General features: G+C 35.2%; 25 protein-coding genes. 10 read left to right on the forward strand and 15 right to left on the reverse strand.

Going from position 1 to position 25,230, the window contains the following annotated elements:
- Positions 1 to 2 precede the first annotated feature (2 nt).
- Positions 3 to 608: a hypothetical protein gene (locus JK139_RS13090; RefSeq protein ID WP_218331468.1), complete on the forward strand. Its 606-nt coding sequence runs from the start codon at positions 3 to 5 to the stop codon at positions 606 to 608.
- 87 nt (positions 609 to 695) lie between these two features.
- A complete protein-coding gene (locus tag JK139_RS13095; RefSeq protein ID WP_218331469.1) occupies positions 696 to 3,806 on the forward strand; it encodes a T9SS type A sorting domain-containing protein in 3,111 nt (1,036 codons plus the stop codon).
- Positions 3,807 to 3,903: 97 nt separating this feature from the next.
- On the opposite strand, the gene JK139_RS13100 is transcribed toward JK139_RS13095, so the two are convergent.
- From JK139_RS13100 to JK139_RS13120, 5 genes are all read right to left on the reverse strand, one after another.
- Complete coding sequence (locus JK139_RS13100) at positions 3,904 to 4,308, reverse strand: acyl-CoA thioesterase (protein WP_218331470.1); 405 nt, start codon at positions 4,306 to 4,308, stop codon at positions 3,904 to 3,906.
- Between the two features lie 4 nt (positions 4,309 to 4,312).
- Positions 4,313 to 4,855, reverse strand: a complete 543-nt coding sequence (rimM, locus tag JK139_RS13105) for a ribosome maturation factor RimM (protein WP_228733231.1) — start codon at positions 4,853 to 4,855, stop codon at positions 4,313 to 4,315.
- Between the two features lie 94 nt (positions 4,856 to 4,949).
- Positions 4,950 to 5,399 (reverse strand): 30S ribosomal protein S16, encoded by a 450-nt coding sequence (rpsP, locus tag JK139_RS15775; RefSeq protein WP_074417431.1) that lies wholly within the window; start codon positions 5,397 to 5,399, stop codon positions 4,950 to 4,952.
- 150 nt (positions 5,400 to 5,549) lie between these two features.
- Positions 5,550 to 6,872 carry a signal recognition particle protein gene (gene ffh, locus JK139_RS13115; protein ID WP_218331471.1) on the reverse strand — a complete coding sequence of 441 codons (1,323 nt, stop codon included), beginning with the start codon at positions 6,870 to 6,872 and terminating at the stop codon, positions 5,550 to 5,552.
- Between the two features lie 94 nt (positions 6,873 to 6,966).
- Complete coding sequence (locus tag JK139_RS13120) at positions 6,967 to 7,833, reverse strand: sigma-70 family RNA polymerase sigma factor (RefSeq protein ID WP_074417465.1); 867 nt, start codon at positions 7,831 to 7,833, stop codon at positions 6,967 to 6,969.
- Between the two features lie 267 nt (positions 7,834 to 8,100).
- Between JK139_RS13120 and JK139_RS13125 the strand changes: the two genes are divergently transcribed.
- A complete protein-coding gene (locus JK139_RS13125; RefSeq protein WP_074417433.1) occupies positions 8,101 to 8,484 on the forward strand; it encodes an START-like domain-containing protein in 384 nt (127 codons plus the stop codon).
- Here the strand turns inward: JK139_RS13125 and JK139_RS13130 are convergent.
- Complete coding sequence (locus JK139_RS13130; protein ID WP_218331472.1) at positions 8,481 to 9,065, reverse strand: hypothetical protein; 585 nt, start codon at positions 9,063 to 9,065, stop codon at positions 8,481 to 8,483. The two genes, JK139_RS13125 and JK139_RS13130, sit on opposite strands and share 4 nt — an antisense overlap.
- Positions 9,066 to 9,092: 27 nt before the next feature.
- On the opposite strand from JK139_RS13130, the gene JK139_RS13135 reads away from it, so the two are divergent.
- The 7 genes from JK139_RS13135 (at position 9,093) to ade (ending at position 16,498) form a co-directional block, all read left to right on the forward strand.
- Entirely contained in the window at positions 9,093 to 10,553 is a 1,461-nt protein-coding gene (locus JK139_RS13135) for an LptF/LptG family permease (RefSeq protein ID WP_218331473.1), read from the forward strand.
- A gap of 109 nt (positions 10,554 to 10,662) precedes the next feature.
- The gene (locus JK139_RS13140) at positions 10,663 to 11,091 is read left to right on the forward strand and encodes an OsmC family protein (protein WP_218331474.1); all 429 of its coding nucleotides are present in this window, start codon (positions 10,663 to 10,665) and stop codon (positions 11,089 to 11,091) included.
- A gap of 8 nt (positions 11,092 to 11,099) precedes the next feature.
- Positions 11,100 to 12,095 carry a cation diffusion facilitator family transporter gene (locus JK139_RS13145; RefSeq protein WP_074417436.1) on the forward strand — a complete coding sequence of 332 codons (996 nt, stop codon included), beginning with the start codon at positions 11,100 to 11,102 and terminating at the stop codon, positions 12,093 to 12,095.
- Positions 12,096 to 12,168: 73 nt separating this feature from the next.
- Positions 12,169 to 13,548 (forward strand): dipeptidase, encoded by a 1,380-nt coding sequence (locus JK139_RS13150; protein ID WP_218331475.1) that lies wholly within the window; start codon positions 12,169 to 12,171, stop codon positions 13,546 to 13,548.
- 125 nt (positions 13,549 to 13,673) lie between these two features.
- A complete protein-coding gene (locus JK139_RS13155; RefSeq protein WP_074417467.1) occupies positions 13,674 to 14,066 on the forward strand; it encodes an RNA-binding S4 domain-containing protein in 393 nt (130 codons plus the stop codon).
- Positions 14,067 to 14,078: 12 nt separating this feature from the next.
- Positions 14,079 to 14,759 (forward strand): tRNA (guanosine(37)-N1)-methyltransferase TrmD, encoded by a 681-nt coding sequence (gene trmD, locus JK139_RS13160; protein WP_218331476.1) that lies wholly within the window; start codon positions 14,079 to 14,081, stop codon positions 14,757 to 14,759.
- A gap of 86 nt (positions 14,760 to 14,845) precedes the next feature.
- Positions 14,846 to 16,498, forward strand: coding sequence for an adenine deaminase (gene ade, locus JK139_RS13165; RefSeq protein WP_228733232.1), 1,653 nt, complete (start codon positions 14,846 to 14,848; stop codon positions 16,496 to 16,498).
- 435 nt (positions 16,499 to 16,933) lie between these two features.
- Here the strand turns inward: ade and JK139_RS13170 are convergent, their stop codons facing one another.
- The 9 genes from JK139_RS13170 to JK139_RS13210 form a co-directional block, all read right to left on the reverse strand.
- Positions 16,934 to 17,956 carry a S41 family peptidase gene (locus JK139_RS13170; protein WP_218331486.1) on the reverse strand — a complete coding sequence of 341 codons (1,023 nt, stop codon included), beginning with the start codon at positions 17,954 to 17,956 and terminating at the stop codon, positions 16,934 to 16,936.
- 155 nt (positions 17,957 to 18,111) lie between these two features.
- Positions 18,112 to 18,828 carry an outer membrane beta-barrel protein gene (locus tag JK139_RS13175; RefSeq protein WP_074417442.1) on the reverse strand — a complete coding sequence of 239 codons (717 nt, stop codon included), beginning with the start codon at positions 18,826 to 18,828 and terminating at the stop codon, positions 18,112 to 18,114.
- Between the two features lie 19 nt (positions 18,829 to 18,847).
- Positions 18,848 to 19,333 (reverse strand): hypothetical protein, encoded by a 486-nt coding sequence (locus JK139_RS13180; RefSeq protein ID WP_218331488.1) that lies wholly within the window; start codon positions 19,331 to 19,333, stop codon positions 18,848 to 18,850.
- Positions 19,334 to 19,380: 47 nt separating this feature from the next.
- The gene (locus JK139_RS13185) at positions 19,381 to 19,704 is read right to left on the reverse strand and encodes a hypothetical protein (RefSeq protein WP_074417444.1); all 324 of its coding nucleotides are present in this window, start codon (positions 19,702 to 19,704) and stop codon (positions 19,381 to 19,383) included.
- 11 nt (positions 19,705 to 19,715) lie between these two features.
- Positions 19,716 to 21,359 carry a hypothetical protein gene (locus JK139_RS13190; RefSeq protein ID WP_218331490.1) on the reverse strand — a complete coding sequence of 548 codons (1,644 nt, stop codon included), beginning with the start codon at positions 21,357 to 21,359 and terminating at the stop codon, positions 19,716 to 19,718.
- A gap of 621 nt (positions 21,360 to 21,980) precedes the next feature.
- Positions 21,981 to 23,171 (reverse strand): outer membrane beta-barrel family protein, encoded by a 1,191-nt coding sequence (locus JK139_RS13195; RefSeq protein WP_317196308.1) that lies wholly within the window; start codon positions 23,169 to 23,171, stop codon positions 21,981 to 21,983.
- Positions 23,161 to 23,853: a hypothetical protein gene (locus JK139_RS13200; RefSeq protein ID WP_218331501.1), complete on the reverse strand. Its 693-nt coding sequence runs from the start codon at positions 23,851 to 23,853 to the stop codon at positions 23,161 to 23,163. The genes JK139_RS13195 and JK139_RS13200 overlap by 11 nt, the downstream gene beginning before the upstream one ends.
- A 75-nt stretch (positions 23,854 to 23,928) precedes the next feature.
- Positions 23,929 to 24,426 (reverse strand): carboxypeptidase-like regulatory domain-containing protein, encoded by a 498-nt coding sequence (locus JK139_RS13205; RefSeq protein ID WP_218331503.1) that lies wholly within the window; start codon positions 24,424 to 24,426, stop codon positions 23,929 to 23,931.
- A 29-nt stretch (positions 24,427 to 24,455) separates the two neighbouring features.
- A complete protein-coding gene (locus tag JK139_RS13210; RefSeq protein ID WP_228733233.1) occupies positions 24,456 to 24,848 on the reverse strand; it encodes an ATP-binding cassette domain-containing protein in 393 nt (130 codons plus the stop codon).
- Between the last annotated feature and the right edge of the window lie 382 nt (positions 24,849 to 25,230).

Here is a 25,230-nt window from a genome sequence, read left to right on the forward strand (position 1 = left end):
TTATGAAAACTATACAAATTCTTTTCATTGCAATTACCTGTTTTGCAATAATTAGCTGCAAAAAAAGTGTAAACCAGTTAAGTTTATTACCACCGATAACCGATACCGGGGCTAATACTTTTGGGTGTTTAGTAAATAATATAGCATCATTACCAAAAAATGGTAATCCGACTTGGTCTACTCCGTTCGGAAAAGAAGGTGTAAGTGTAATCTTCGGTTCCGATTGGATCGAATTTTATGTAGGGAACTATCAAGATGGGAAGCCAATCAATAGTATGATGATACATTTGCAAAATGTACAGCAACTTAAATCTGGAGATTATAACTGGAAGCAAACCACATATGAAAATGCTGTAACAGGATTTCCTGTGTATTATGAGAACCACATTTATTGTAGGGCGTTTGATTATAATAAAAATATTTGGATTTATTATGGCTCATATGATAGTTCAGGTAAAATAACTATAACAAACTATGATGCATTAAAACACATTATATCTGGTACATTTTATGGAAAGTTATGTGAAAAAAATGGAACAGATACAATTAGTATTACTAACGGACGCTTTGATATAAACTGGACAACAATACGATATAAAAAATTTTAAAAAACAGAGGCAGACTGCCATCTGCCTCCTTCGATAATAATTAAAAACAATCAACCCGATTATTTACAATTAAAACCTATGCAAGTTATGAAAAAGTTACTAACTGTATCTATGGTAATATTTATGCTTACCATGTTCAACAATCCTATCCTATCCCAAACATCCGATTTGGATGCCATGCTTACCAATGTTAACCAGTCTTCGGTAACCAGTGGAATAATATATGAACGAGTGATACCTTTCGCTAACTTATACAATTATAATCAGGCTTTCGATACTGCTACATTAGGATACTTTGAACAGGCTTTCAGCGAATTATATCGTGCCAGTAATCAGCAAAAATTTATTCCTTATACAACTTTACGCCAGCGATATACCGACGCAACCCAAACTTCAGTAGTTGATATTGGTATCATAAATACCCAATTTTCTATCTTAAATTATAATGCCAATAACCCTTCCGCAGGTAGGTTAACATTAAGTAACAATCAATTTTACTCCATAGCAGGTAAGCCGCCATTTTTGCAATTGCATACATTAATAATCGCTCCTTTAAAAAATGGTATTACTGGTCAAAATTTTACTTTTAATTTTAGAAATGATTTGTTTTTTAGTAATGGTACCCAAACCATAACAAGTTTAACCGCAGATTTAGGCGATGGGATTCAGCACAGTATCATTGCTAATGGAAGTTTTATAGCTAACTCAGTGAATGTATCCTATACACAAACGGGTTATAAAGTATTAAGTTTTACAGCTACATATAGCGATGGTAGTACACATACAACTTATGGCAATTTGTACGCAATAGTAATACCCATACTCACTGTTAATGGGTTTGACCCTTTAATAGAAGATGGCACATTAACAGCCAATATTGCTTTTCAGGGCTATAGCGAAACAACACCTGTTTATGGTCAGTTGCAATACCGTATTTTTTATCATAACAATAATGGCAATACACAGCCCACCTTACTTAAGCCAATTATTATTTCCGATGGTTTTGATCCTGGAGATATAAGAAAAATACAAGAAAAAGACTATTCAAGTGACCACCCTTATACGAAAGACATCGACCATTCAATAGAAGACATCATGAAGTACACAAATTGTAATGGTGTTGATACAAATTTAATTGCAGTGTTAAGAGCAAAAGGTTATGATGTTGTAATTGTTAATTACCCAGAATACACATATAACGGACAAAAAATAGATGGCGGGGCAGATTATATAGAACGTAACGCAATGAATATGGTTGCACTTATACAAATGCTCAATGGAAGATTACAATCTGCAGGTATTAATGAGCAATTGGTAATTGCAGGCCCTAGCATGGGCGGGCAAATTTCCCGTTATGCCTTAGCTTATATGGAAAAAAAATATGCTGAAACTAATAATGCCCAATGGTTGCATCATACCCGTTTATGGATAAGTATTGATAGCCCGCATTTAGGAGCTAACATACCTTATGGTGCACAAAGCTTAGTATATCAACTTAAAGATGATGCTCCAAAAGCAGCAGATTTTTACAACAATTGGTTAGGCTCTGCCGCTGCAAAACAACAATTAATTGAATTACAAACGCCTGACTATTCTTCTGCGAATATGAACGGACGAACAATAACGCAAGGTTTTTCAATGAATATAGGTTCACCATTCTACCAACAATATTATAATAACACTTTCAATAATGGGTTACCCAATTCTAATGGATATCCTGTTAATTTAAGAAAAATTGCATTAGTAAATGGTTCCTTATCTGGTAAAAAAACTTTTGCAATCAATGGAACTGTTAGCGGAGATTTTGGAATTCAGAGTGATCAAAGACTGAATGTAAGAGGCTTTATACATACTTTTTGGTGGGATAATTTGGTGGCTGCTTTAGAAGCATATAACTTACCCTCCTATGGTAGTTCTGGGATGATAAGCCGTAAGTTTAGATTTTTAAGTACTAGTTCAGGATATAATCAAACTATTACAAATATGAATTCAAGAGGCAGTATGGATGTTATTCCAGGAGGTTGTTTTCCGGCTTGGGATCTTCTACATTCAGCTATATTAGGTACAAATGTTCATGCAATTTGGAACTCAGGTTGGCCAAGTTTTGAGTGGTTAAAGATTAATTGGGAATCAAGAACAAATGGTTTAGTTCATTCTTTTATTCCTTCCTTCTCAGCATTGGGTATAAAAAATCCGGACCAAGATTGGAGCCAGCCTTTAAACAGAAATTTGGTTTGTAGCAATGAAACTCCTTTTGATAGCTATTTTGGCTATGACTACAATACACAACACACCAGTTTCGATTGTGAAAGTGTCAATTGGTTATTAAAAGAATTAGATGGTGTACCACAAGCACCATGGTATCCTATAAAGTTTAATGTAATAAATGGAGATTCTTATGTATGCATATCATCTAACAAAAATTTTAATATAAATTCATGTGACGTGCCAAGCACTCCAACATGGTCGGTATCTTCAAATTTGCAGATAATCTCTTCAACTTCATATAGTTTAACTGTCTCAGGCTTAAGCAATGGAAGTGGTATAATTACTGCAACCTTTACTAATGGTCAGTCAATATCAAAAAGTATTACAGTTGGCACCCCCACTATTCAGGGCTGGTACAATTCGCCCACCAATTCCAGTGAGCCATTAAAACCTTATAGCCGTTTTCAAACAGATTATAATGATGCCTGTTACTTGCAATATATAACAACTAACATGGCAGTTTCACCGGGTGCTACGGTGCTGTGGGATACGCCTTCCTTATCTTCTGCTTCCATACCCTGGAGCCAAACGGGTAATAACCTGCGTTTTTATTTTACAGATATTAACCAATGGGGTATTTTCCCCATCTATGCTACCAACGCTTGTGGTACCAACAACTTACGGTATCGCTTTCAATCTTCTAATGGCTGTGCCGGTACTCTGAGCCTGCGCAATGTACAATCAGGAATTGCAATGGATGAAAGCCTTGAAAAATTTGCAGTATTTCCAAATCCTGCAAAAAATTTACTCTATGTAGCCATACCTGCAGACAGCATTGATAGAGCTCATGCACAGATTCATTTAATGGATTTTTCGGGCAAAACCTTACAAAGCATTCAAAAAGTAAACACCCTGAATACTTTCAATATGAATGGGTTTGCCTCCGGTATGTATTTGATAGAAATAACAGATAAAACAAAAGAATCATAAAAAAAATTATAAAATATTAAGCCTTTCATGAAGTTTGTTATGGGTGGATCAAAAGTCAGCCACCCTTTTGTATATAGATTAATCTAAATACATTTTCCTACCGCAACACCTGCAAAATAGCCGCATCAATTCGCCTCGGGCGAAAATTAGCACGGTGTATCAATGCCCAAATACTGGTGGCTTTAATAATGGTTTGGTTATCGCGCAAGCGCACAATGGTATAATGGCGTTGCCAGGTTACGCCGGTATGTTCGCCGGGCCAGGTAGTTATTTCTAATTCATCACCTAAAAAAGCGCCGGATAAGTAATCTATTTCATGGCGGCGTACTACCCATAATACTTCGCGGTGCAAGGCTTCGGGTACTTTTTGCATCCAGTGGTTATAAGCAGCATCCTGTAACCATTGCACATACACCACATTGTTTACATGGTTTAAATGGTCTAAATGTGCTGCTGTTACCGTAATGGTAAAGCGAAACAGAGGATAATCATTATTTTCCATGGATTTACAGATATATTGCTAACAAACCTTCGGGCAGGTTTACCCAAACTTCTTTTCTTTTACGGTCTATTTTCTGAAGGGTATCTTCATGCAGGGGAATAAGTACCTCTTTGCCTTCAATGGAAATGCGTACCAATACCTGATGTGGTTGCGTTATTACTTCCTCTATGGTACCCAATGTTTTTTGCTTTTCTACAATGGTATATCCCAATAAAGCAATGGGTGCATTCACATCCATTAATGCAATGGCATCTGCCTCAGGCAACCATACATTTTTGTTTAAAAAACGGTGCGCTGCTTCTTTACTGCCTACCCCTTCTAATTGTACAAAAGTTTCTTCGGTGTTTTTGGGTTTGGCGGTTTCTACAAAATAAGGCAGGTAACTGTTTTTATTTTGTTCTATAAAAATGGCCTTAATGCCTTTCAATGCCGTTTTTTTCCCCAGTACATGCTGCACAATTACCTGTCCGTTAGTGCCAAAAGTGGCCACAATTTTACCGATATGAATATATTGTTGAATAGCCATGCGTCCAATGGGTTTACACAAAACTATGTAGTTAAAAGAATGAAAAGGCAGAAAATTAAAAAGCCCTGTTAACGGGTTTATGGTTAACGGGGCTACATTTTTTTGTGCAGGCTTACTACGCTTCTGAACCGCCTTCAGCAGGTTGTTCTTCTACCTTTTTAACAACAGGTTTGTACTCCTGACGCTGGCGTTTTTGTTGCTTGTGCGATTCGCCTCTGCGTTTTAACTGGGCTTCATGTTCATCGTGCCATGCCTGAAATTTGGTCATAGCCGTTGCATCATCAAATAATCCCAGGGAAACACCACGCAACAAATGCTTCAGGTACAATACCCCTTTAAAGGAAAGAATCCTTCTTACTGTGTCGGTAGGTTGTGCACCTTTATGTAACCAGTCTAAAGCTTTCTGACGATCTAATTGAATGGTTGCCGGTACGGTTAAAGGATTGTAAGTGCCCAGTTTTTGGATGAATTTACCATCTCTGGGTGCACGGGCATCGGCCACTACTATAAAGTAAAATGGGCGTTTTTTACTGCCGTGTCTTTGTAATCTCATTTTTACTGCCATGTTAAATAGACATTTAAAGGCGTTAATAAATAGGGTTTCAATTTTATTTGGACGGCGAAAATAATAAAGGATTGCTTTCCCTCCAACTTTAGCTGTTTTGTTTTTGATATTTAATACAAAATTATGAGCCTTGCTCGTTTTTTTTGACATTTATCGCCTGAACCCCGGCATTCTGCCCCCTATGGGTAATTTATTCATGGCGCCCATCATTTTTTTCATTTGTTCAAATTGCTTCATGAAGGCGTTTACTTCCTGAATATCTTTTCCGCTGCCTTTGGCAATACGCAATTTTCTTCGTTGGTCAATTAAATCGGGATTAGACCTTTCTTCGGGTGTCATGGAATGAATAATGGCTTCAATTCCTTTAAACGCATCATCATTAATATCTACATCTTTAATGGCTTTACCTACACCGGGTATCATGCCCATCAAATCTTTCAGGTTACCCATTTTTTTAATTTGCTGCAGTTGTTCTAAGAAATCCTGAAAATCAAATTGGTTTTTCCTGATTTTTTTTTCCAGCTTTCTGGCACGTTCTTCATCAAATTGCTCCTGTGCTTTTTCTACTAATGAGGCAATATCACCCATCCCCAAAATACGCTGTGCCATACGGTCAGGATAAAACACATCGAGTGTATCCATTTTTTCGCCGCTGCTCATAAATTTAATGGGCTTCTGCACAGTGTATTTGATGGAAAGTGCCGCACCACCACGGGTATCGCCATCTAATTTGGTTAATACCACGCCGGTAAAATCGAGCCGGTCGTTGAAGGCTTTAGCTGTATTTACCGCATCCTGTCCGGTCATGGCATCTACCACAAATAAAATTTCAGATGGATTTACCGCTTGTTTAATATTGGCCACTTCGGTCATCATTACTTCATCAATGGCCAAACGGCCTGCCGTATCAATAATCACCACATTTTTGTTCTGTGCTTTGGCGGACTTTAACGCATTTTGCACAATGCTTACGGCATCTTTGTTTTCGCGTTCTGCATAAACAGGTACTCCTACCTGTTCGGCTAAAACAGTTAACTGGTCAATAGCAGCCGGTCGGTAAATATCTGCCGCTACCACCATGGGCGATTTACCTTTTTGGTTTTTTAAATAATTGGCCAGCTTGCCTGTAAAAGTAGTTTTACCACTTCCCTGTAAGCCTGCAATTAAAATAATGGCGGGGTTGCCAGTTACTGAAAATTCAGCCGCTGTGCCACCCATTAATTCAGTTAATTCATCCTGCACAATTTTTACCATTAACTGCCCAGGACTAACGGCATTAATTACCTTTTCGCCAATGGTTTTTTCTTTTACTTTATCTGTAAATTCTTTGGCAATTTTAAAGTTCACATCTGCATCAATCAATGCCCTGCGAATATCTTTCACCGTATTGGCAACATTCAGCTCGGTAATACGTGCCTGGCCTTTTAGATTTTTAAATGCGGATTCTAATTTTTCACTCAGTGAATTAAACATAATACATCAATTAATGGTCTGTTTATCATTAAAAAAGTGAACTTACCGGTTCACTTTTTAATTTGATGCTGCAAATATAATGGCAACTGTGTTTTTAACCCAGATAAACCTTTAAATGCTTGCAGCGGCTGGTACTTCTTAACTTATTAATGGCTTTATCTTTAATTTGCCGCACTCTTTCACGGGTTAAATTAAAACGGGCACCAATATCCTCCAGGCTCAACGACTCTTCCGTACCTATTCCAAAAAAATAACAGACTACTTCTTTCTGCCTTTCGGTTAACGTTTTAAGGCTGCGCTCTACTTCTTTTTTTAATGATTCATAATGCTCAACCGCCATATCGGTTCTTTCAGCATTTGGGTTGTACATAATATCGAGCAGGGTATTATCTTCTCCATCGCCCAAAGGGGTATCTACACTAATGTGGCGGGCATTTACCTGCATAGCGGCATTAATTTCAGAAAGGTCGGTTTCTAATAATTCTGCCAACTCTTCAAGGGTAGGCTCTCTTTCATTTTCCTGTTCTAGTTGTTGAATGGCACGCCCAATGCGGTTGGTAAGGCCAACTTTATTTAAAGGTAAACGCACAATACGGCTTTGTTCGGCCAATGCCTGTAGAATGCTTTGGCGTATCCACCAAACGGCATACGAAATAAATTTGAATCCACGGGTTTCATCAAAACGAAGGGCGGCTTTCATTAAACCAAGGTTCCCTTCATTAATTAAATCGGGTAGTGTTAGCCCCTGATTTTGATATTGCTTGGCTACCGATACAACAAAACGCAGGTTGGCTTTGACTAATTTTTCTAAAGCAGCCTGATCGTGGTTTTTGATTCGAATAGCTAATTTCACCTCTTCTTCGGGTGAAATTAATTCTACCTTCCCAATTTCCTGCAAGTACTTCTCTAAACTCTGGCTCTCCCGATTGGTGATGGATTTAGCAATTTTGAGTTGACGCATACTCATAGCAGTGGTTGTTTTGTGTTAGATAGAAGAAGTTGGTTTTGGTGGAGGAGCGGATAAATTTTTCAAATAGCAATTTAATTTATTTAAAGCATATCTCCCAAAAAATATATTATGAAGAATTTAAACCGCTAAAAGCCCTATTTCAGTAGGTTTAAACCGGAATATAAATCCAATAAACTTACTGTTTTAAAAAAAACATTTGGAGGGTATGTATAATTTAATATTATTGCAGCCCACAAAGTAGTTAGTAAAGCATTTGAAATGAGCAAAAAACAGTTATTTACAATTGAATTCCCCGTAAGATGCTCGCCAGGTATTTTATATGAGTTTTTAAGTACCCCAGCCGGTTTGCAGGAATGGTTTGCAGACAAAGTGGATGAATGGGATGGCGTATATAGTTTTAGCTGGAACGGCGGCACACCCGATAAAGCCAAAATTATGGAAAAAGAGCAGGATAAGTTTATCCGCTTTCACTGGCTGCATAGCGAGAAAAATGAATATTTTGAATTCAGGATTGAAAAAACAGAAATTTCGAACCAAACCATTTTAGTGGTAAAAGATTTTGCTGAGAAGAATGAAATTAAAGACCAAAGCCGCCTTTGGGAATACCAGATTAAAGAGTTATTTCACCGCTTAGGCAGCTAATTGAACACATTTTTCATCAACGCTTCGAAAGAATCCTGAAAAAAAGCGGGGGCTTCTGCCCACTGCTGAAGAGGTATTTTTTTAACTACTTTTATAAATGGCTTCTCCATTAAAGCGCTACATGTAATATTAGCTAACGGTGTAGTATTGCTGTTATCAATTACATGTTGCCATTTGTCTTCGGCTGTCAATAGCAACCAATCGGTTTGCACTACAGCTAATTGTTGTAATTTAGCCGCAAACATTTCAATAAATAATCCACTTATTTGCAGCGTAATGCTAAAATAGTGACCCCACCAAAAATAACTGCGAATGGCTAACTCAGCTTCCCGGGTAAAATAACGCGGATAATCGAGCATTACCCAGGGCAATCCCTGATAATTTTCGCCATTGTATATCTTAGGCGAAATTTGTTTTACCGCAGCGGGAATATCTTTCGCCTGTTGCAATAAAATTAGATAGTGACTGCATGCCTGACCCAATACCGCATTGGCAGCAGCAATAATGCGGTTCTTTGTTAAAATAAACGGTATGTTGGTAACCAGTTCTAATTCTGCGGCCGAAAGTTTTACATTTGCCATTACGCAACAATAGTAAGAAAGGAATTTGTGATAAAAAAATTAGACATTTTAGTAGTACGTGCATTTATTGGCCCCTTTCTGGCCACTTTTTTAATTGCATTATTTGTGCTGGTAATGCAGTTTTTTTGGTTGTATATTGATGATTTGGTTGGAAAAGGAATTGACTTTGGCACATTGGCTTACTTAACCGGACTGGTTGCCATTACCTGGGTGCCACTGGCTTTACCGCTGGCACTGCTGCTTTCTTCCATCATGACTTTTGGGAACATGGGCGAATCGTTCGAAATTGTGGCCATTAAAGCCGCCGGCATTCCTTTATTGCGGTTTATGCGCCCTTTATTAATTGTAACCATCATTATTAGTGGTATTGCTTTTCTTTTTGCCAATAATATTATTCCCGTTGCACAATTAAAATTAGCATCGCTTCAATATGATATTATTGTGGCCAAACCTGCTTTTGATATTAAAGAAGGCGTTTTTTATAATAAAATTGAAGGGAACGTGATTAAACTGGGTAAGAAAGAAAGCGATGACAGCACCATCAAAAAAATTGTTATTTTTAAAAAAACCTATGGCCTGCAGGATAATTTAATTACCGCCGAAAGCGGTGTAATGAAGGTAACCCCTGATAAAAAATTTTTAGAATTTAAATTGAAAGATGGTTACAGCTATGAAGAAAAAGGGCCCCGCCAAACCATTCAAACCGATTTTACCAGAACCCATTTTAACACCTATACCAAATTGTTTGATTTAAGCACTTTTCAAATGAATCGTACCAAAGACAGTGCTTTTATTTACGATCCTAAAATGCTGAGTGTTCGCCAGTTAAATACCACCATCGATTCTTTGGAAAATTTACAGGCCTATTATTTAAAACGTTCTAAAATAGAAATTAATCCCTATTTATCATTTGCCAAATACATGGATTCTACCTGGCCTAAAACCGATACCGGTTTTTTAAAATCGGTTGCTTCTATTCAACAACTCATTCCCGATTCAGAAAGGCATTATATTGAAGAACGTAGTTTGAGCCAGTTAGGCACCATTACCAATAATGTTTCTTTAATTTATGACGATTATAAAACAAGGCAGGATTCTTTATTGAAACATGAAATTGAATGGCATAGAAAGTTTACTTTAAGCATAGCCTGTATTGTTTTGTTTTTAATTGGTGCACCACTTGGCTCTATTATTCGCAAAGGCGGACTGGGAACACCATTAGTATTTGCCATTGTATTTTTTGTATTGTTTCACTTACTGAATACCTTTGGCGAAAAGTTTGCCAAGAGTAATGTAATGAGTCCGCTGGCAGGTATGTGGCTTTCAACGCTGGTATTAATACCCATTGGATTTTTTCTTACTTTTAAAGCCATGCGTGATTCGCAGTTATTTAATCAGGAATTTTATTACAGGACATTCAAAGAAATAAGAAAATTTATTCATATAAAGAAAACAGAATACGAAAATAAGCACCAGAGTGCTGTATAATGTTACAGTATAGAAAGTGAAGGATTGAATAACTGCCTGCAAAACTACTATCATCCAGTAAACCAACTTTCATACTTTGTTATATCATCATTAAAAACAGATACTGTTCATGAAAACTACTACCAAATGGGTAAGCCACCTGGCCTTTAACAGCAGCGATGAAAACAATCATACCGTTCGTTTAGATACCAATGCTGCAGATGGCAGTTTAAACAGTGGCATGAGCCCAAAAAAAATGTTATTGGGTGCTTTAAATACCTGCAGCGGTATGGATGTAGTAGGTATTTTACAAAAAATGAAAGTACACTTCACCACCTTTGAAATAGAGGCCAGTGCCGAACAAACTACCACACATCCAAAAGTATTTACCGGCATTCATTTACTATACAAAGCTGATATTGCACCGGAAGCATCCGAACAATTTAAAAAAGCCATCGAACTTTCGCTCAACGCCTACTGCGGTATAGCTGCCATGTTGCAAAAGCACTGTAAAATTGAGCACAGTATTGCTTTATTGCCTACTACCAAAAATAAATAACCCATACGTTGCAAAAAGAAAAACAAAATTATCGTTTGCAGTTGTTCATTACACTTTTAAGTGTAGTACTGTTTGCTGCAAAAATAATTGCGTTTTACCTTACTAATTCTATTGCCGTTTTAACCGATGCTTTAGAAAGTACAGTAAATATGCTGGCAGGATTAATTGGTTTGTACTCATTATATGTTGCAGCAAAACCCAAAGATAAAGAGCATCCTTACGGCCATGGAAAAGCTGAATTTATTTCGGCTGCAGTAGAAGGCTCACTGATTATTACTGCAGGTATTTATATTATTTTTCAAACCATACAAAGTTTCTTTGTACAAAAACCGGTACAGGAATTAGATAAAGGCATTATACTGGTTGCCATTACAGCCATTGTAAATTTTGCCGCAGGCTGGTTGTGTTTACATATTGGGCAAAGAAACAATTCATTAGCCTTAAAAGCCAGTGGTAAACACTTGCAATTAGACACTTATTCCACCATCATTATTATTGTTGGTTTATTTATTATAAAAATAACCAACTTATTTTGGTTAGATAAATTACTGGCATTAGGTATTAGTGCCGTAATTATGGTAAACGGCTACAAAATTGTACGGGCATCATTAGCAGGCATTATGGATGAAGCAGATATGGAGCTGCTGAAAAAGTTAGTTACCACACTGAACCAAAACAGAAGAAACAACTGGGTTGATTTACACAACCTGCGGGTGATTAAATATGGTGCCACTTTACATGTGGATTGCCATTTAACCCTGCCCTGGTACATGAATTTACATGAAGCACATGCTGAAGTAGACGAACTGGAGGCATTGGTGATTAGCACTTTTGGAGATGATATTGAACTCTTTGTGCATACAGATGGTTGCCTGCCCTTTAGCTGTCCTGTTTGTATTAAAACCAATTGCAGTGTGAGAGAACATGCTTTTACACACAAAGTAACCTGGACATTAGATAATATTCTCTCCAATCAAAAACACAATGCACCCACCACCACTTAACAAATTGTTTTGGTGTTAACTTGTTACCTTTACCATTTCATTCAAAGTTCATAGAAAATCAAAAAATGCACATATGGAACCATGGAAAAATTACATTGAAAGCAATCAACAACGCTTTCTGAACGAGTTGATTGATTTATTAAAAATACCCAGTATCAGTGCCAGAAGCGAACACAAACCTGACATGCTGGCTTGCGCCAAATTAACAGAAAAAAAATTGATAGAAGCAGGTGCCGATAAAGTTACAATTTACAATACTAACGGACACCCTATTGTGTATGCAGAAAAAATAATAGACCCAACAAAACCTACCGTTTTGGTATACGGCCATTATGATGTACAACCTGCAGATCCGTTGAACCTTTGGAATAGTCCACCTTTTGAACCAATAATAAAAGAGGGTAAAATTTATGCAAGAGGCTCTGCTGATGATAAAGGACAATTTTATATGCATGTAAAAGCTTTAGAAACCATGCTGCAAACCAATTCAATGCCCTGCAACATGAAATTAATTATTGAAGGGGAAGAAGAAGTGGGCAGCCCGAATCTGGCAACTTTTGTAGAAACACATCAGGATTTATTGACTTGCGATGTAATACTCATCAGCGATACTTCAATGATTGCTTTAGACACTCCATCTATTGATGTGGGCGTACGCGGACTAAGTTATATTGAAGTAGAAGTTACCGGCCCTAATCGCGATTTACATAGCGGTGTATATGGTGGTGCCGTTGCCAACCCTGCTACCATACTGGCAAAAATGATTGCATCCTGCCACGATGAAAACAATCATATTACTATTCCGGGGTTTTATGATGATGTATTGGAAATTAGCGAAGCAGAAAGAGCCGAAATGGCGAAAGCACCTTTTAATGAGGAAACTTATAAAAAAGAATTAGGTATTACTGATGTTTGGGGCGAAAAAGGTTACTCTACCATTGAACGCACCGGCATTCGGCCAACCTTAGAAGTAAATGGAATTTGGAGTGGCTATACCGGTGAAGGTGCAAAAACAGTACTGCCTTCAAAAGCATATGCTAAAATTTCAGCACGATTGGTACCTAACCAATCATCCAAAAAAATAACCGCCGCATTGATTCACTATTTTGAAAGCTCAGCACCAGCAAGTATTACCGTAAAAGCTATGGAACATCATGGCGGCGAACCCTATCAAACTCCCATCGATTCTATTGAGTACTTAGCTGCGGCAAAAGCAATGCTAACAACGCTGGGAAAAGAGCCTGTTCCGGTTCGTGGCGGTGGCAGCATACCCATTTGCGCTTTGTTTGAAAAAGTATTACATAAAAAAATTGTGTTTTTAGGATTTGGATTGGATAGTGACAACCTACACAGCCCTAATGAAAAATTTGATTTGGCTAATTTTTATAAAGGCATTGAAACCATTCCTTATTTCTTTCAATATTATACAGAATTGTATCAGGCAAAACATTAATGCATTAAACCTTCTTTGTGTAAAAGCGCAGCACCGAAATGCTGCGCTTTTTTATGTTATGCTACCCGGTTTATTTTCCTTCAAAAATATTACCTTCATCATTACTTACAGTAAATGAATGTTGTATGGATGCCGTAAAAGAAAAAATAAGAATTGATAAATACTTGTGGTGTATACGCATTTTTAAAACCCGTTCGCTGGCAAGTGAAGCCTGCGAAAAAGGCAAAGTAAAATATCTGGGCAATAATGTTAAACCCTCAAAAACGGTTACTATTGGCGATGAATATGAAATTAAAACCGAAACCCGTAAATGGATAATAAAAGTTACTGCATTATTAGATCACCGGGTAGCTTATGCCGAAGCTATAAAACATTATATAGATATAACACCGGTAGAAGATTTAGAAAAACCGGCATTTCTGCCTCCTTCATTCCATACAGGCAAACGTTTAAGTAGAATTGGCCGCCCTACCAAAAGAGAAAGAAGAGATTTAGACAATTTTATGGAAAGTGAATAGCATCTTTGCAAAATGATAATTGATATTATTTCTGTTGTACCTGAATTATTAGAAAGTCCGTTGAATCATAGTATTATGAAGCGGGCTCAGGGAAAAGGCCTGCTGCAGGTGCATACACATAACCTGCGCCAATGGGCCATCAACAAACACGGACAAGTAGATGACTACCAGTATGGCGGCGGAGCAGGTATGGTAATGATGTGTGAGCCACTGTTTAATGCCATTACGCACTTACAAACTACCACAACTTACGATGAAATTATTTATTTAACACCCGATGGAGAAACTTTTAACCAGTCAATGGCTAACCGTTTATCGCTACAAAAAAATTTACTATTTATATGTGGGCATTACAAAGGTATTGACCAACGCATTCGCGATCATTTTGTAACCAAAGAAATTTCTATTGGCGATTATGTGCTTAGTGGCGGAGAACTGGCAGCAGCAGTAATTGTTGATGCCATTGGGCGTTTAATACCCGGTGTTTTAAATGATGAAACTTCAGCCTTATTCGATTCTTTTCAGGATAACCTTTTGGCGCCCCCGGTATATACCCGACCGGCAGATTTTAATGGATGGAAGGTACCTGATATTTTATTGCAGGGCGATTCCAAAAAAGTAGAAACCTGGCGCTATGAAGCCGCACTGGCTATTACCAAAGCAAAACGGCCCGATTTGTTGAAGGACGAATAATATTTTTTTAATTTACCTATTACACCAACCTCAATGTTGTGTATGAGCAGTTACACAACATTTTTTAAAACCAGATGATAAATACAATGGAACAAAACCAATATACTATCAGCGGACAATTAGTAGATGTCTGGAAGCAACAAATTTATCCCGCTACAATACATATAAATGCAGGCTGGATTGCTGCTATTGAAGCATTGCCAAAACATACATCCGTACCCGATCAATATATTTTTCCGGGCTTTATCGATAGCCATGTGCATGTAGAAAGCAGTATGCTGGTACCCAGTGAATTTGCACGGTTAGCAGTTGTTCATGGTACGGTGGGCACCATCAGCGATCCGCATGAAATAGCCAATGTATGTGGTATTGAAGGCGTTGAATTTATGTTGGCGAATAGCCAACAAACTAACTTTTCTTTCAACTTTGGCGCACCCAGTTGTGTGCCTGCCACCACCTTTGAAACTGCAGGTGCTGCACTCAATAGTACTGACGTAGCTGCCTTGCTGCAAAGAGAAGATATTAAATACCTGAGCGAAATGATGAATTTTCCCGGTGTGTTGCATGGCGATGCGGAAGTGTTAAAAAAAATTGTAGCAGCCAAAGCAGCAGGAAAGCCGGTAGATGGGCATGCACCGGGATTAATGGGCACACAGGCGCAACAATATATTGCTGCCGGCATTAGTACCGACCATGAATGTTTTACGGTAGAAGAAGCATTGAACAAGTTGAACTATGGCATGAAAATATTAATCAGGGAAGGAAGCGCGGCCAAAAATTTTGAAGCATTGATTAATTTAATGCATACTCATTATGATAACATGATGTTTTGCAGCGACGACAAACATCCCGATAGCTTAGCCATTGGCCATATTAACCAATTATGTGCCCGGGCAGTAGCAAAAGGTATTGATGTATTTAAGGTACTTAAAGCCGCCTGCGTTAACCCGGTACAACATTACCGGTTAAATATTGGCTTATTAAGAGTAGGCGATCCGGCTGATTGCATTGTAGTGAATAATCTTACCGATTTTAAGGTACTGCAAACCTATATTAAAGGCCAATTGGTTGCAGATCAAGGCCGTACATTGTTATCCTCAGTTCCGGCTACGCCCATCAATCAATTTAATTGTATACCTGTAACAGAAAATGACCTGGCTATCCCAATAACGGAGTACCCCTTACAGCAGGATACAATACCCGTAATACAGGCATTAGACGGTCAATTAATTACCGAAAAAATTTGGGTATACCCCAAAATAAGCCATGGATGCATGGTTTCAGATATAGAAAAAGATGTACTGAAAATAGTGGTTATAAACCGCTACCAACCTGCACCCATAGCAAAAGCCTTCATCCAAAATTTTGGATTACAAAAAGGGGCTATCGCCTCTACCGTAGCACATGACAGCCACAATATTGTAGCCGTTGGCACCAATGATGCCGATTTGGCAAAAGCCATTAATGCGGTTATTCAGGAAAGGGGAGGAATCAGTGCCGTAAACGGAAACAACACAAAAGTATTACCGTTACCAGTAGCCGGACTTATGAGTACCGATGATGGCTATACCGTAGCAACTGCTTATACAGCAATAGATGCCATGGTAAAAAATGAATTAGGCAGTACGCTTGCTGCACCCTTTATGACACTTAGTTTTATGGCCCTGTTGGTAATTCCCCATATTAAATTAAGCGATAAAGGCTTGTTTGATGGGGATTGTTTTCAACTTTGGAGATAGTTATAGCTACTCTATTGCATTCATCTACCTATTGCACCATACAAAAAGATATAACTGTACACGAACACTAAATAAAATTCAACACTAATCCTATACATACCTTTAATTACCTACCATGAAAACAATTGCCTGTAAAATTTAAAATTCCAAAATGGTATCAAATTTTTTATTATGTCTTTTTTAGATATTACTCCTAACACATAAAGCCTAATACCTGATACAATTGGGTGATAAATTAATGAATATGTAAACAGGCTAATTGTAAATTCAGCAGGATGAATATAACCCATTTTTGAAAAAAGAACCATGATTAACAATGGAGTAGCTATCAAAAACAAATAAAATGGAAGATATTTTAAGTTCATATTGAATCATTTTAATGTTAAACAATTTTTTACTGCACATGCAGTAACGAAATATATCTTTTGCGAAAGACTATTTCAATAAATCAATAGCTTTTTCTAACTGTTTGTCAGTAGCATTTTGTAAAGCCGAAAGATTAAATGCAACATAATAATCGGGAGCAATTCCTTTTCCCTCATAAATTTTACCATCAATATATTTAAACTTTGATGAAGATATTTGTACACTCATGAAATCAGGTACAGTAAAACTACCATCATTGTATAAATTATTATCACTAACAATGGGTCCTGTTGCACCAAACGTTGTTTCGCCAACAAAAACAGAATTAGGAAATGCTTTAACTGCCATTACAGTAGCTTCCGCTAAAGAAGCTGAAACATTATCTGCTAAAACAATAATAGGAATATTTAACTGCTTCGTGTTTTTTGGTGGATTTATATAAGCAGGCAGCCATGCACTATAATCATACTTTCCATTGCCAATTTTATATTGCGTATAACCAAACAACAAAGGTTTGTCAATGAATCTTCCAATTAAAAAATTTAAGTCACTTAAATCTCCCCCATAATTACTTCTTACATCAATAATTAATCCTTTTAGATTAGAAGGTAAATTGTTTAAAGTGTTGAAAAAAGAATTTAAAATGGGTTGAATTTTATTTGCAGATGTTGAATAATATGCTTTTGACAATGAAAAATAATTACAAGAAAAAAATAAAATATTATGCTGAATAGTTCCGTATAAAACAGTTAAAGGCTGCCCTCCGTATGAATAAGTATTCTCAACACCTAATTGATAATTTGCATCTAAATAACCTGTATCTACTTTATAAAAAGCATAGGGGCTATGAAAATCGTATAAATTCTTTTTCTTATCATAAGCAGGATAAACAAATGAATCTATAATAGCATTTTGCATAAATGAAATATAATAATGCCCATCCATTATGGTTTTTGTCATCTCTTTAAAAAAAGAAACACTCTTTTTAAAATCGGCAGCGTTATTCAAATCTAACTTTGCAAATACAGGCTTATATCTCAGATACATCCTATTCCAATTTGTTGTATCAATATCCCAATAAACATAATTCATATTCATTTTATTCCAAAACTGTTCAAACACACCACTAAATGTTTTGGGGATTTCATTATTTATGGGTAATGCAACTTTTTTACATGAAGAAAAAATAAAAAGAAAAAATAAAACATTAATAAGTTTATGTTTCAAAAGAATATTTTGCATTACTGTCAATTTTTTTTATGAAAATTAAACATACAGCCTGCAGAAATTACACTGGTTTGATTATACTGCATAATCTGACTAATAGAATAATTTTTTTGTTGCGAAATGATAGATAAGTAAAATCTTGTATTGACAAAAAAAGAATATCTGTTATTAAGTATATACATTGATGTTATACCCACTAATGGTCCCACCTCAAATCGATTATCATTTAAATGAGAAAAAGTGTATTTTTTATAATAATCGGAAAAACGCAAATAATTTGTCACTACACCTGTAGCATCTACGGCATAGTAACTATCAAACACATTAGATATTACACCCTTTATGCTTCCATCAACCCAATAAGAAACAAAGAATCCGGCATCGGCCCATAATTCCCATTTACTTTTTTGTAGTAACTTGTATTCAATAATAACCGGCAATTGCAAATACGTATTTCTGTAATTCGCAAAAATACCTTCGTAAATCCCTTTGCGAACAAATGAATAATTTTTTTGCAATACATCTAATTCAGTTAGTAATTGAATTTTATTTTTATATGCATAGTTAAATATTAAACCTGTACTAAAACTATTGCCATTCTTATTTTCAGTAAACAAACGATTAGAAATATTGGTTTGTAAATGATTATTAGTATAACCTGAAAATACTCCTATACTATATTGTGCATTAAGGCTTTTTATAATAAAAAAGCATAGCAAAATATATATTTGCCGCATGCTGTTATATTTTTAAATGCTATTGAAAAAATATTTCTTTACAGTTAACAGCCAATTCTATATTACAAACCAATTTAGTGTGTGGTGCGTTTGTTCTTTTAAGTATTAGATAATACCAATAACCAAACTTTTTATTTCCTTTTTTGGTTATTTTTTTTACCACCAACCTATCTCCGTAATGTAATAGCTCTTTTAATTTATCATTCTGCCTGGCAAATTCAGGGTTTACCCGATTCAAATAAGTGGTTTTCATTTCTGCATCATGAAATAGCAATAAATTGGCATTGAGTTGTGTTTTAAATCTAATCTGCTGATAAATACCATTTACACCTGAACCGCTGCCCACTTGTAGTGTTAAGCCTTCATAAATTTTAAAACCGGAATCGGTTATTAATGTATTATTTTCTTCACGATAACTGGTACTTGGATATATGGTTTCACGCCTTGTTTGAGAAAAACAAACAAAAGGACATAAAATTATAATAACCAAACAAATACGAAACATGAATATTGTTTGAAGCCTGAAACCTATATTCGGGCTATGATGAAAAATTAAAAATATAAAAACCAATTGTTGCCATTGCTTAACACTACATTATAATATTCCTTTAATAAACTTAAGTTGTAGGTAGCATAAACAGCCTGATAGGCCACCGTAATGTAACCATCAGTTGATATGTTAACGAGGCTCCCTTGTGCAGAAGTTCCATCTACATTATATACAAATACAATATCCCCCTTTGCCATTACTTTTTGTAGCTTAGCCGCTGTAATTTGTCCTTGTGTGGGAGCAGAAACTTCTTTAGTACAAGAGGCAAAAGAAAAACCAGTAATAATTAACAAGAAGAGTAAAATTTTAATTGGATATTTGTTCATATACTATGAATTTAATTGCTTACAAAATTGGCTAAAAAGGTTTTAATAATTGTTGATTTTGGGGTACTACCATTGTTGGGTATAACGTCAAATGTTATTCGAACAGCAACATAATTATTACGTGGTTGCACTCTTGGTACTGTATAAGTTGTACCTACAGATGGTCCGGTAATGACTGTATGAGCTCCTATGATTCCAAGATTTCCGCCAATGACGGGATTTGCAGACAAATCTGGGTCAATTAATACTACTTCAGTTTTTAAATTTTTAATTGCAGCACCAGTTGATGAAGAATTTATAACTGACGGATTCCATAAATAATTAATTGAAAAAGTATTAACTGTATATAAATTATCATATTGATAATATATGCCACCATTTTGGCTTACTTTAATTGAATTAGTATGTATATTGACAATGGGTTTTGAAGATAAATTAAAAATACCTAAACTATTTGTATACAACGGAATATACCCTTGTGCAGTAATAGGATCTATGATTGTCCCAGGTACATATACAGAAGCGGGACTTGCAGGAAAAGAACCTTTACTTGTACTAGTACCATCCAATTGTAACTTTGCATTGAGTGTTAAACTTATTGTTTGTGCATTGCTGTTTCCGCCTATTATTGCACTTAATAATCCTGCAACTGCACCTGGAATATTGCCAGTTGCAGCAGAAAATGCACTATTTAGTCCACTCTGAAGTGCTGTGAAAGTTGCATTTGACAATCCTAATTTATTGTTAACTGTGGTAGGTGAGAACCCCTGCAGAGTCCCATCTGGATTTAGTATTGGGTTTACTGCAGAAAAATTGCCGCTGGCATTATTTACGGCAGAACTTCCTGCCAAAGAAAGACCTGCTGTTGTAACAACTTTTAATCCATTTAAAAGGGATGAACTAATATTAGACGTAGAAGACCCAACAGAACCATTTACACTACCTATCAATGGGCCACCCAATGATATTTTAGAAATACTATTATAATTGGTGTACCAACTCAATTGAATATTGTTATAATTTGAGTTCGCTAAATTGGGATCATAGGCCAATTCATATTGTAGCATGTACCACTTTCTGGTTCCTAATGGAGCTGAGCCATCTGGTGGACCTGGTTCTATTTGTGAATATGATAATTGATTTTGAGAAACATCGACAATATCATTACCCAAAAAGTTTAATAGACTTGTAGTTCCAGATGTTGATGCTGTAAGCCCATCAACTAAATAATCGGAATTAGCAGAAACTTGGGAAGTTACAAAAAAATAAATACGCATTAATCCTCGATATCTATTATACAAAATAAAGTAAGGATCTTCCAACGGACCAGGAGAATTTGGGTCAAAACTATTATACACTAAAACCCATCCATCACTTGCCTTGTAATCATTCGCTACATCAATACCATATATAGAAGTTATACTTCCCTGCCCAATCCATGGTGGATTTATTAAGGTTTGACCTACAACAGCGGGAGTAGGCATCCAATCAACTGTTTCCCAATTAAAGTTAAAAGGTTGTATCCCATCCTTTCCTTCTGCTAGTATTGAAGTATTAAAGTGTTTTTTGCAACTTGTAAGCATGAGTATATTCAACATGAAAATCAAAATAAACCATTTTGAATAAATGAATTCATAACAACGTATTTTTTTCATAAGCAAATAATTTTATGTATGATATTAAAAAAAATAAATAATTCCCCTCCCCTGCCTAACACTCATGGGGTCGGATGTTCATCGAATTTTTTACTTGCTTTACTGCATGGGGTAATACCTGTCTATTGCATGGCCTTTGTAACAAACAGTATTCCCTGTTTTTTACCGGTAAATGGTATTATTTGTGCACATCCAACAATACATAACAAACCTAATCATTTCAAATTATAAAAACGTACGTAGTTTTACGCTATTTTTTTAATCCCTCAACAAAATTGTATGATTGATGAACACGGGTATTCCATTGTAATATAAAATTAAAATTTATTGGGGGGAAAGCTTAACCATTTTCATATAGCAGAATGGAATAACTATTAAGATTAGCTATATAAATTTCAATAATTGTTGATTTTAGGTGGTATGTAACCATCAGTTACTAATTGTTACTTAAACCATTTGCTTAAATATTTTAATATTAACCAACAATAACAAAATCACAATGCGCATTTCCCATTCATAAAAATGAATTATTAGTTAATTGAAAAAAAACAATAAACCAGGCAATCAGGAAAGTTGAACATATTTTTAGCCATAAAGACAATAAGTTTAGTTATACAAATATTAATTTCCCGTCCTCTTTTTAATATCCTGATTAGCAATGTTCCTTTCACTAATAGTTTTTAAATTTCTATTACCGAATTGATAAGTGAAATTTAAACTGATACTTCTGTTATAAGTGTTGTTAAAAGAATTGTTAGCAGTAAAAAGTGGATTTGTAAAAAGACTTTGCCAAACTTTTGAAGAACCATTATAGATATCAGCTAAATAAATATAAAATGAAAAATTTTTGTACGTTTTCTTTATCATAATATCCAAATTAGAAATTCCATTAATAGTATGTGCAGCAAGAGTCTGCTGGGGTGAATTGTAATGCAGGGTTACAAAAGCCATCCAGTCCTTTTTTTTAGTTAAATACACATAGTTATCCCAATTTATCATACCATTGGCATTGTTTAACTGAATATTTTCTACGTCTGTATTGCCTTTGTAATGGGTATAATTAAAAGCAGTGTTGATGTACATTTGCCATATATCATTGATGATGGGCTTGTATAAACTAAATATAATTGAATAGGTATTACTGGAACCATAATTCAAATAAGTGTTATTGAATTTATTTTGATTATTCTCAACAACCGGTACTATAAAATTACTATATGCATTTTGTATATGTGAATAGCTGGCCACAATACTGAATAAATTATTATAAACATAGGTAAACTCAGCATTATTATATAGTTGGGGTTGAAGAAATGGATTATTCTGTGCAAAAAAAGTGGGATTATAGTAGGTACGCCCCGGAAAAAGCAATTCAATGGATGGGCGCATAATTTTTCTGGCAAACGAAAAACCAAAATTGTTTTTTGCATTAACAGCATAACTTAGGCCGAAAGAGGGAAAAAAATTAACATAGTTAGAATCCTTTGAAATACCGGTGTTCTTCTCTTGGGTATTATACTGTGTAGTTTCTATCCTTCCACCAATATTCATTTGCCATTTATCTGAAATAGTATAAGCAAATGAGGTATAGCCGGAACCATAATTTTCTGTATAGGCATAATGTTTACTAAGAGCAGTATCTAAAGTGAAATTATTAGAATTCCCATTATAATATTTCAAATTGTTGTCTACTTGAGTTTGGCTAAACTGAATACCCAAAATCCACTTTAAATGGTTAGATAGTTGGTTGCCATAATCAATCCTTTCAGATAAATTAAAAAAGTCTTGTGGTAAATGATTGTTATAAAACACCAATATTCCCTGCCAGATTCCCCTGCTGGTCTAATTGATTAAAATTGCCTACACTATTTTGTTCCTGATAAAATTTGTTGTAATCTACATTAACATCAATATTTTTTTGATTTAAAGAATCAAACTGATGATGAAAATATATATTTCCAAAGTTATATATATAATGATCTGTTCCATTAACATAAGTTTGTTGTGGATTATTAAAACCTGACTGATTAGAAGGCAGATGATAAATGAGATTATTATCAATGGTATTACCATTCACTGTGGAATACCAGCCTTTATAACTTAAAGTGTTATTATTATTGATATAGTAATCTGCATTTAAGCCACCACCAGCAACAGTGTAACGCCTGTAGTGATCAACAGTAGTAGAATCCTTTGAATGGTCTGCATAAGTAAAACGATTATAGCCGGTATTATAATTAAAATTACTACTTAAATACGGAATAAACTGTAAAGCCAGATTATGTTTATTATAATTAACAGAACCATTTAATTGAGAAGTATTATAAACACTTTGCTGCGTGTTTAACTGAATATTGCCCATCCATCCTTCATTTAAATTTCGGGAAATATTTATATTGATGATTCCTCCTGTAATATCAGCATTATATTCACTTCCAGGATTGGTAATTATTTCGATATTTTTAATATTTTCAGCAGGAAGCGCTTTTAACATAGCAATGATTGTTTGCCTTGGCAAATTGCTTTTTCTATTATTAATATACACAGTAGTATTAGTTTTATTAATAATTTAAAAAAAGTCATCATTTTCATTATAAATTACCAATGGTACATAACGCATTAACTGTAATCCATTGATACCGGCTGCCACCCATTTATTGGGTGTAAAAACAAAACGATCGCCCCTTTTTACAAAAAGTGGTTTTTTAGCATTAACAGAAACATCTTTTAATGTATGCACAGAATCAACAAGCGTAATTTGCAACTGGGCATCACTATTAAGTGTAATAGTTTGCATAAAAGTATTGTAGTTAAGGCTTTTACAAACCAGCAAATACCGACCTTGAGGTAAAGATGGAACAGAGAAATTACCTAAACTGTCTGATACCCCCGCACCTATTAATACACTATCTTTTTGAACAAGAATCGTAGCTAATAGGATAGGCTTATTAACAGCATTTTTTATATTGCCATGAATAGAAAACTGACTCAAAGCTGGTATTGAACAAATTGAAAATAGTAAAATATAGAGTACTTTTTTGGGAAAAAGATTAATTAAACAATCCATATTGCATTATTAATTAAAATTTATTCATTTCAATTGCCTAATTCTAACTGGTTCTTTATTAATTGAAAATAATGGCTTTTATTATATACTAATTTTTCATGATTGCCTTGTTCTATAATTCTTCCGTTATTTAAAACAATAATTTTATCTGCATTTTTTACAGTACTCAACCTATGCGCAATAATAACAACAGTTTTTCCATGAAAGAATTTATTCAAATTATCCATTATTTCTCTTTCATTGTTTGCATCTAAAGAACTAGTGGCTTCATCAAAAAAAATAAATTCTGGATTTTTGTAAATAGCTCTTGCAATTAGTATACGCTGTTTCTGACCACCACTTAATTGCATCCCTACAGAACCAACCTTAGTATCAAATTTCATTGGCAGGCTCAAAACAAAGTCGTAAAAAATACTACCCAACTTCATAATAATAAATAAGCGTAATATGGGTAAATCTTACTTACTGTACAATATAAGGTTTTTAATTCATAAATTAAAAATTATAAGTTTGTATTTTTTATGTTTCGTCCTTCAACTTTTTTATTAAAATCAACATCGCCCTCTTTTTTTGATTTACCAAAAAAATAATTGAAAGAAAGATGAATATCTTGAAACTTAGTAATTTCAGAATAGATTCCGGAAATATCTGGTGAAGAATAATTTGAATTTATGCTGTTGTCAAAATTAAAAATATGATTCCATTCACATCGGACAAACAATTTATTCTTTAATAAGTTCTTATTGAAAATTAAAGACATGTTTGGATTTGCCAATGTATTTACTGTCTCTTATACACATCTCC

It is taken from the genome of Hydrotalea lipotrueae (assembly GCF_019249625.1).
GTDB classification, from domain to species: Bacteria; Bacteroidota; Bacteroidia; order Chitinophagales; family Chitinophagaceae; genus Hydrotalea; species Hydrotalea flava.

Bases quoted from the DNA above. Each gene is read 5' to 3' on its own strand.
- JK139_RS13130 (WP_218331472.1), bottom strand. From the start codon at position 9,065: ATGGCAAATGTAAAACTTTCGGCCGCAGAATTAGAACTGGTTACCAAC.
- ade (WP_228733232.1), top strand. From the start codon at position 14,846: ATGGAACAAAACCAATATACTATCAGCGGACAATTAGTAGATGTCTGG.
- JK139_RS13170 (WP_218331486.1), bottom strand. From the start codon at position 17,956: ATGAATTATGTTTATTGGGATATTGATACAACAAATTGGAATAGGATG.
- JK139_RS13190 (WP_218331490.1), bottom strand. From the start codon at position 21,359: ATGAAAAAAATACGTTGTTATGAATTCATTTATTCAAAATGGTTTATT.
- JK139_RS13205 (WP_218331503.1), bottom strand. From the start codon at position 24,426: ATGGATTGTTTAATTAATCTTTTTCCCAAAAAAGTACTCTATATTTTA.
- JK139_RS13090 (WP_218331468.1), top strand. From the start codon at position 3: ATGAAAACTATACAAATTCTTTTCATTGCAATTACCTGTTTTGCAATA.
- JK139_RS13200 (WP_218331501.1), bottom strand. From the start codon at position 23,853: ATGTTAAAAGCGCTTCCTGCTGAAAATATTAAAAATATCGAAATAATT.
- JK139_RS13100 (WP_218331470.1), bottom strand. From the start codon at position 4,308: ATGGAAAATAATGATTATCCTCTGTTTCGCTTTACCATTACGGTAACA.
- rpsP (WP_074417431.1), bottom strand. From the start codon at position 5,399: ATGGCAGTAAAAATGAGATTACAAAGACACGGCAGTAAAAAACGCCCA.
- JK139_RS13140 (WP_218331474.1), top strand. From the start codon at position 10,663: ATGAAAACTACTACCAAATGGGTAAGCCACCTGGCCTTTAACAGCAGC.
- trmD (WP_218331476.1), top strand. From the start codon at position 14,079: ATGATAATTGATATTATTTCTGTTGTACCTGAATTATTAGAAAGTCCG.
- JK139_RS13125 (WP_074417433.1), top strand. From the start codon at position 8,101: ATGAGCAAAAAACAGTTATTTACAATTGAATTCCCCGTAAGATGCTCG.
- JK139_RS13185 (WP_074417444.1), bottom strand. From the start codon at position 19,704: ATGAACAAATATCCAATTAAAATTTTACTCTTCTTGTTAATTATTACT.
- JK139_RS13175 (WP_074417442.1), bottom strand. From the start codon at position 18,828: ATGCGGCAAATATATATTTTGCTATGCTTTTTTATTATAAAAAGCCTT.
- JK139_RS13150 (WP_218331475.1), top strand. From the start codon at position 12,169: ATGGAACCATGGAAAAATTACATTGAAAGCAATCAACAACGCTTTCTG.
- JK139_RS13155 (WP_074417467.1), top strand. From the start codon at position 13,674: ATGGATGCCGTAAAAGAAAAAATAAGAATTGATAAATACTTGTGGTGT.
- JK139_RS13180 (WP_218331488.1), bottom strand. From the start codon at position 19,333: ATGTTTCGTATTTGTTTGGTTATTATAATTTTATGTCCTTTTGTTTGT.
- JK139_RS13095 (WP_218331469.1), top strand. From the start codon at position 696: ATGAAAAAGTTACTAACTGTATCTATGGTAATATTTATGCTTACCATG.
- JK139_RS13120 (WP_074417465.1), bottom strand. From the start codon at position 7,833: ATGCGTCAACTCAAAATTGCTAAATCCATCACCAATCGGGAGAGCCAG.
- ffh (WP_218331471.1), bottom strand. From the start codon at position 6,872: ATGTTTAATTCACTGAGTGAAAAATTAGAATCCGCATTTAAAAATCTA.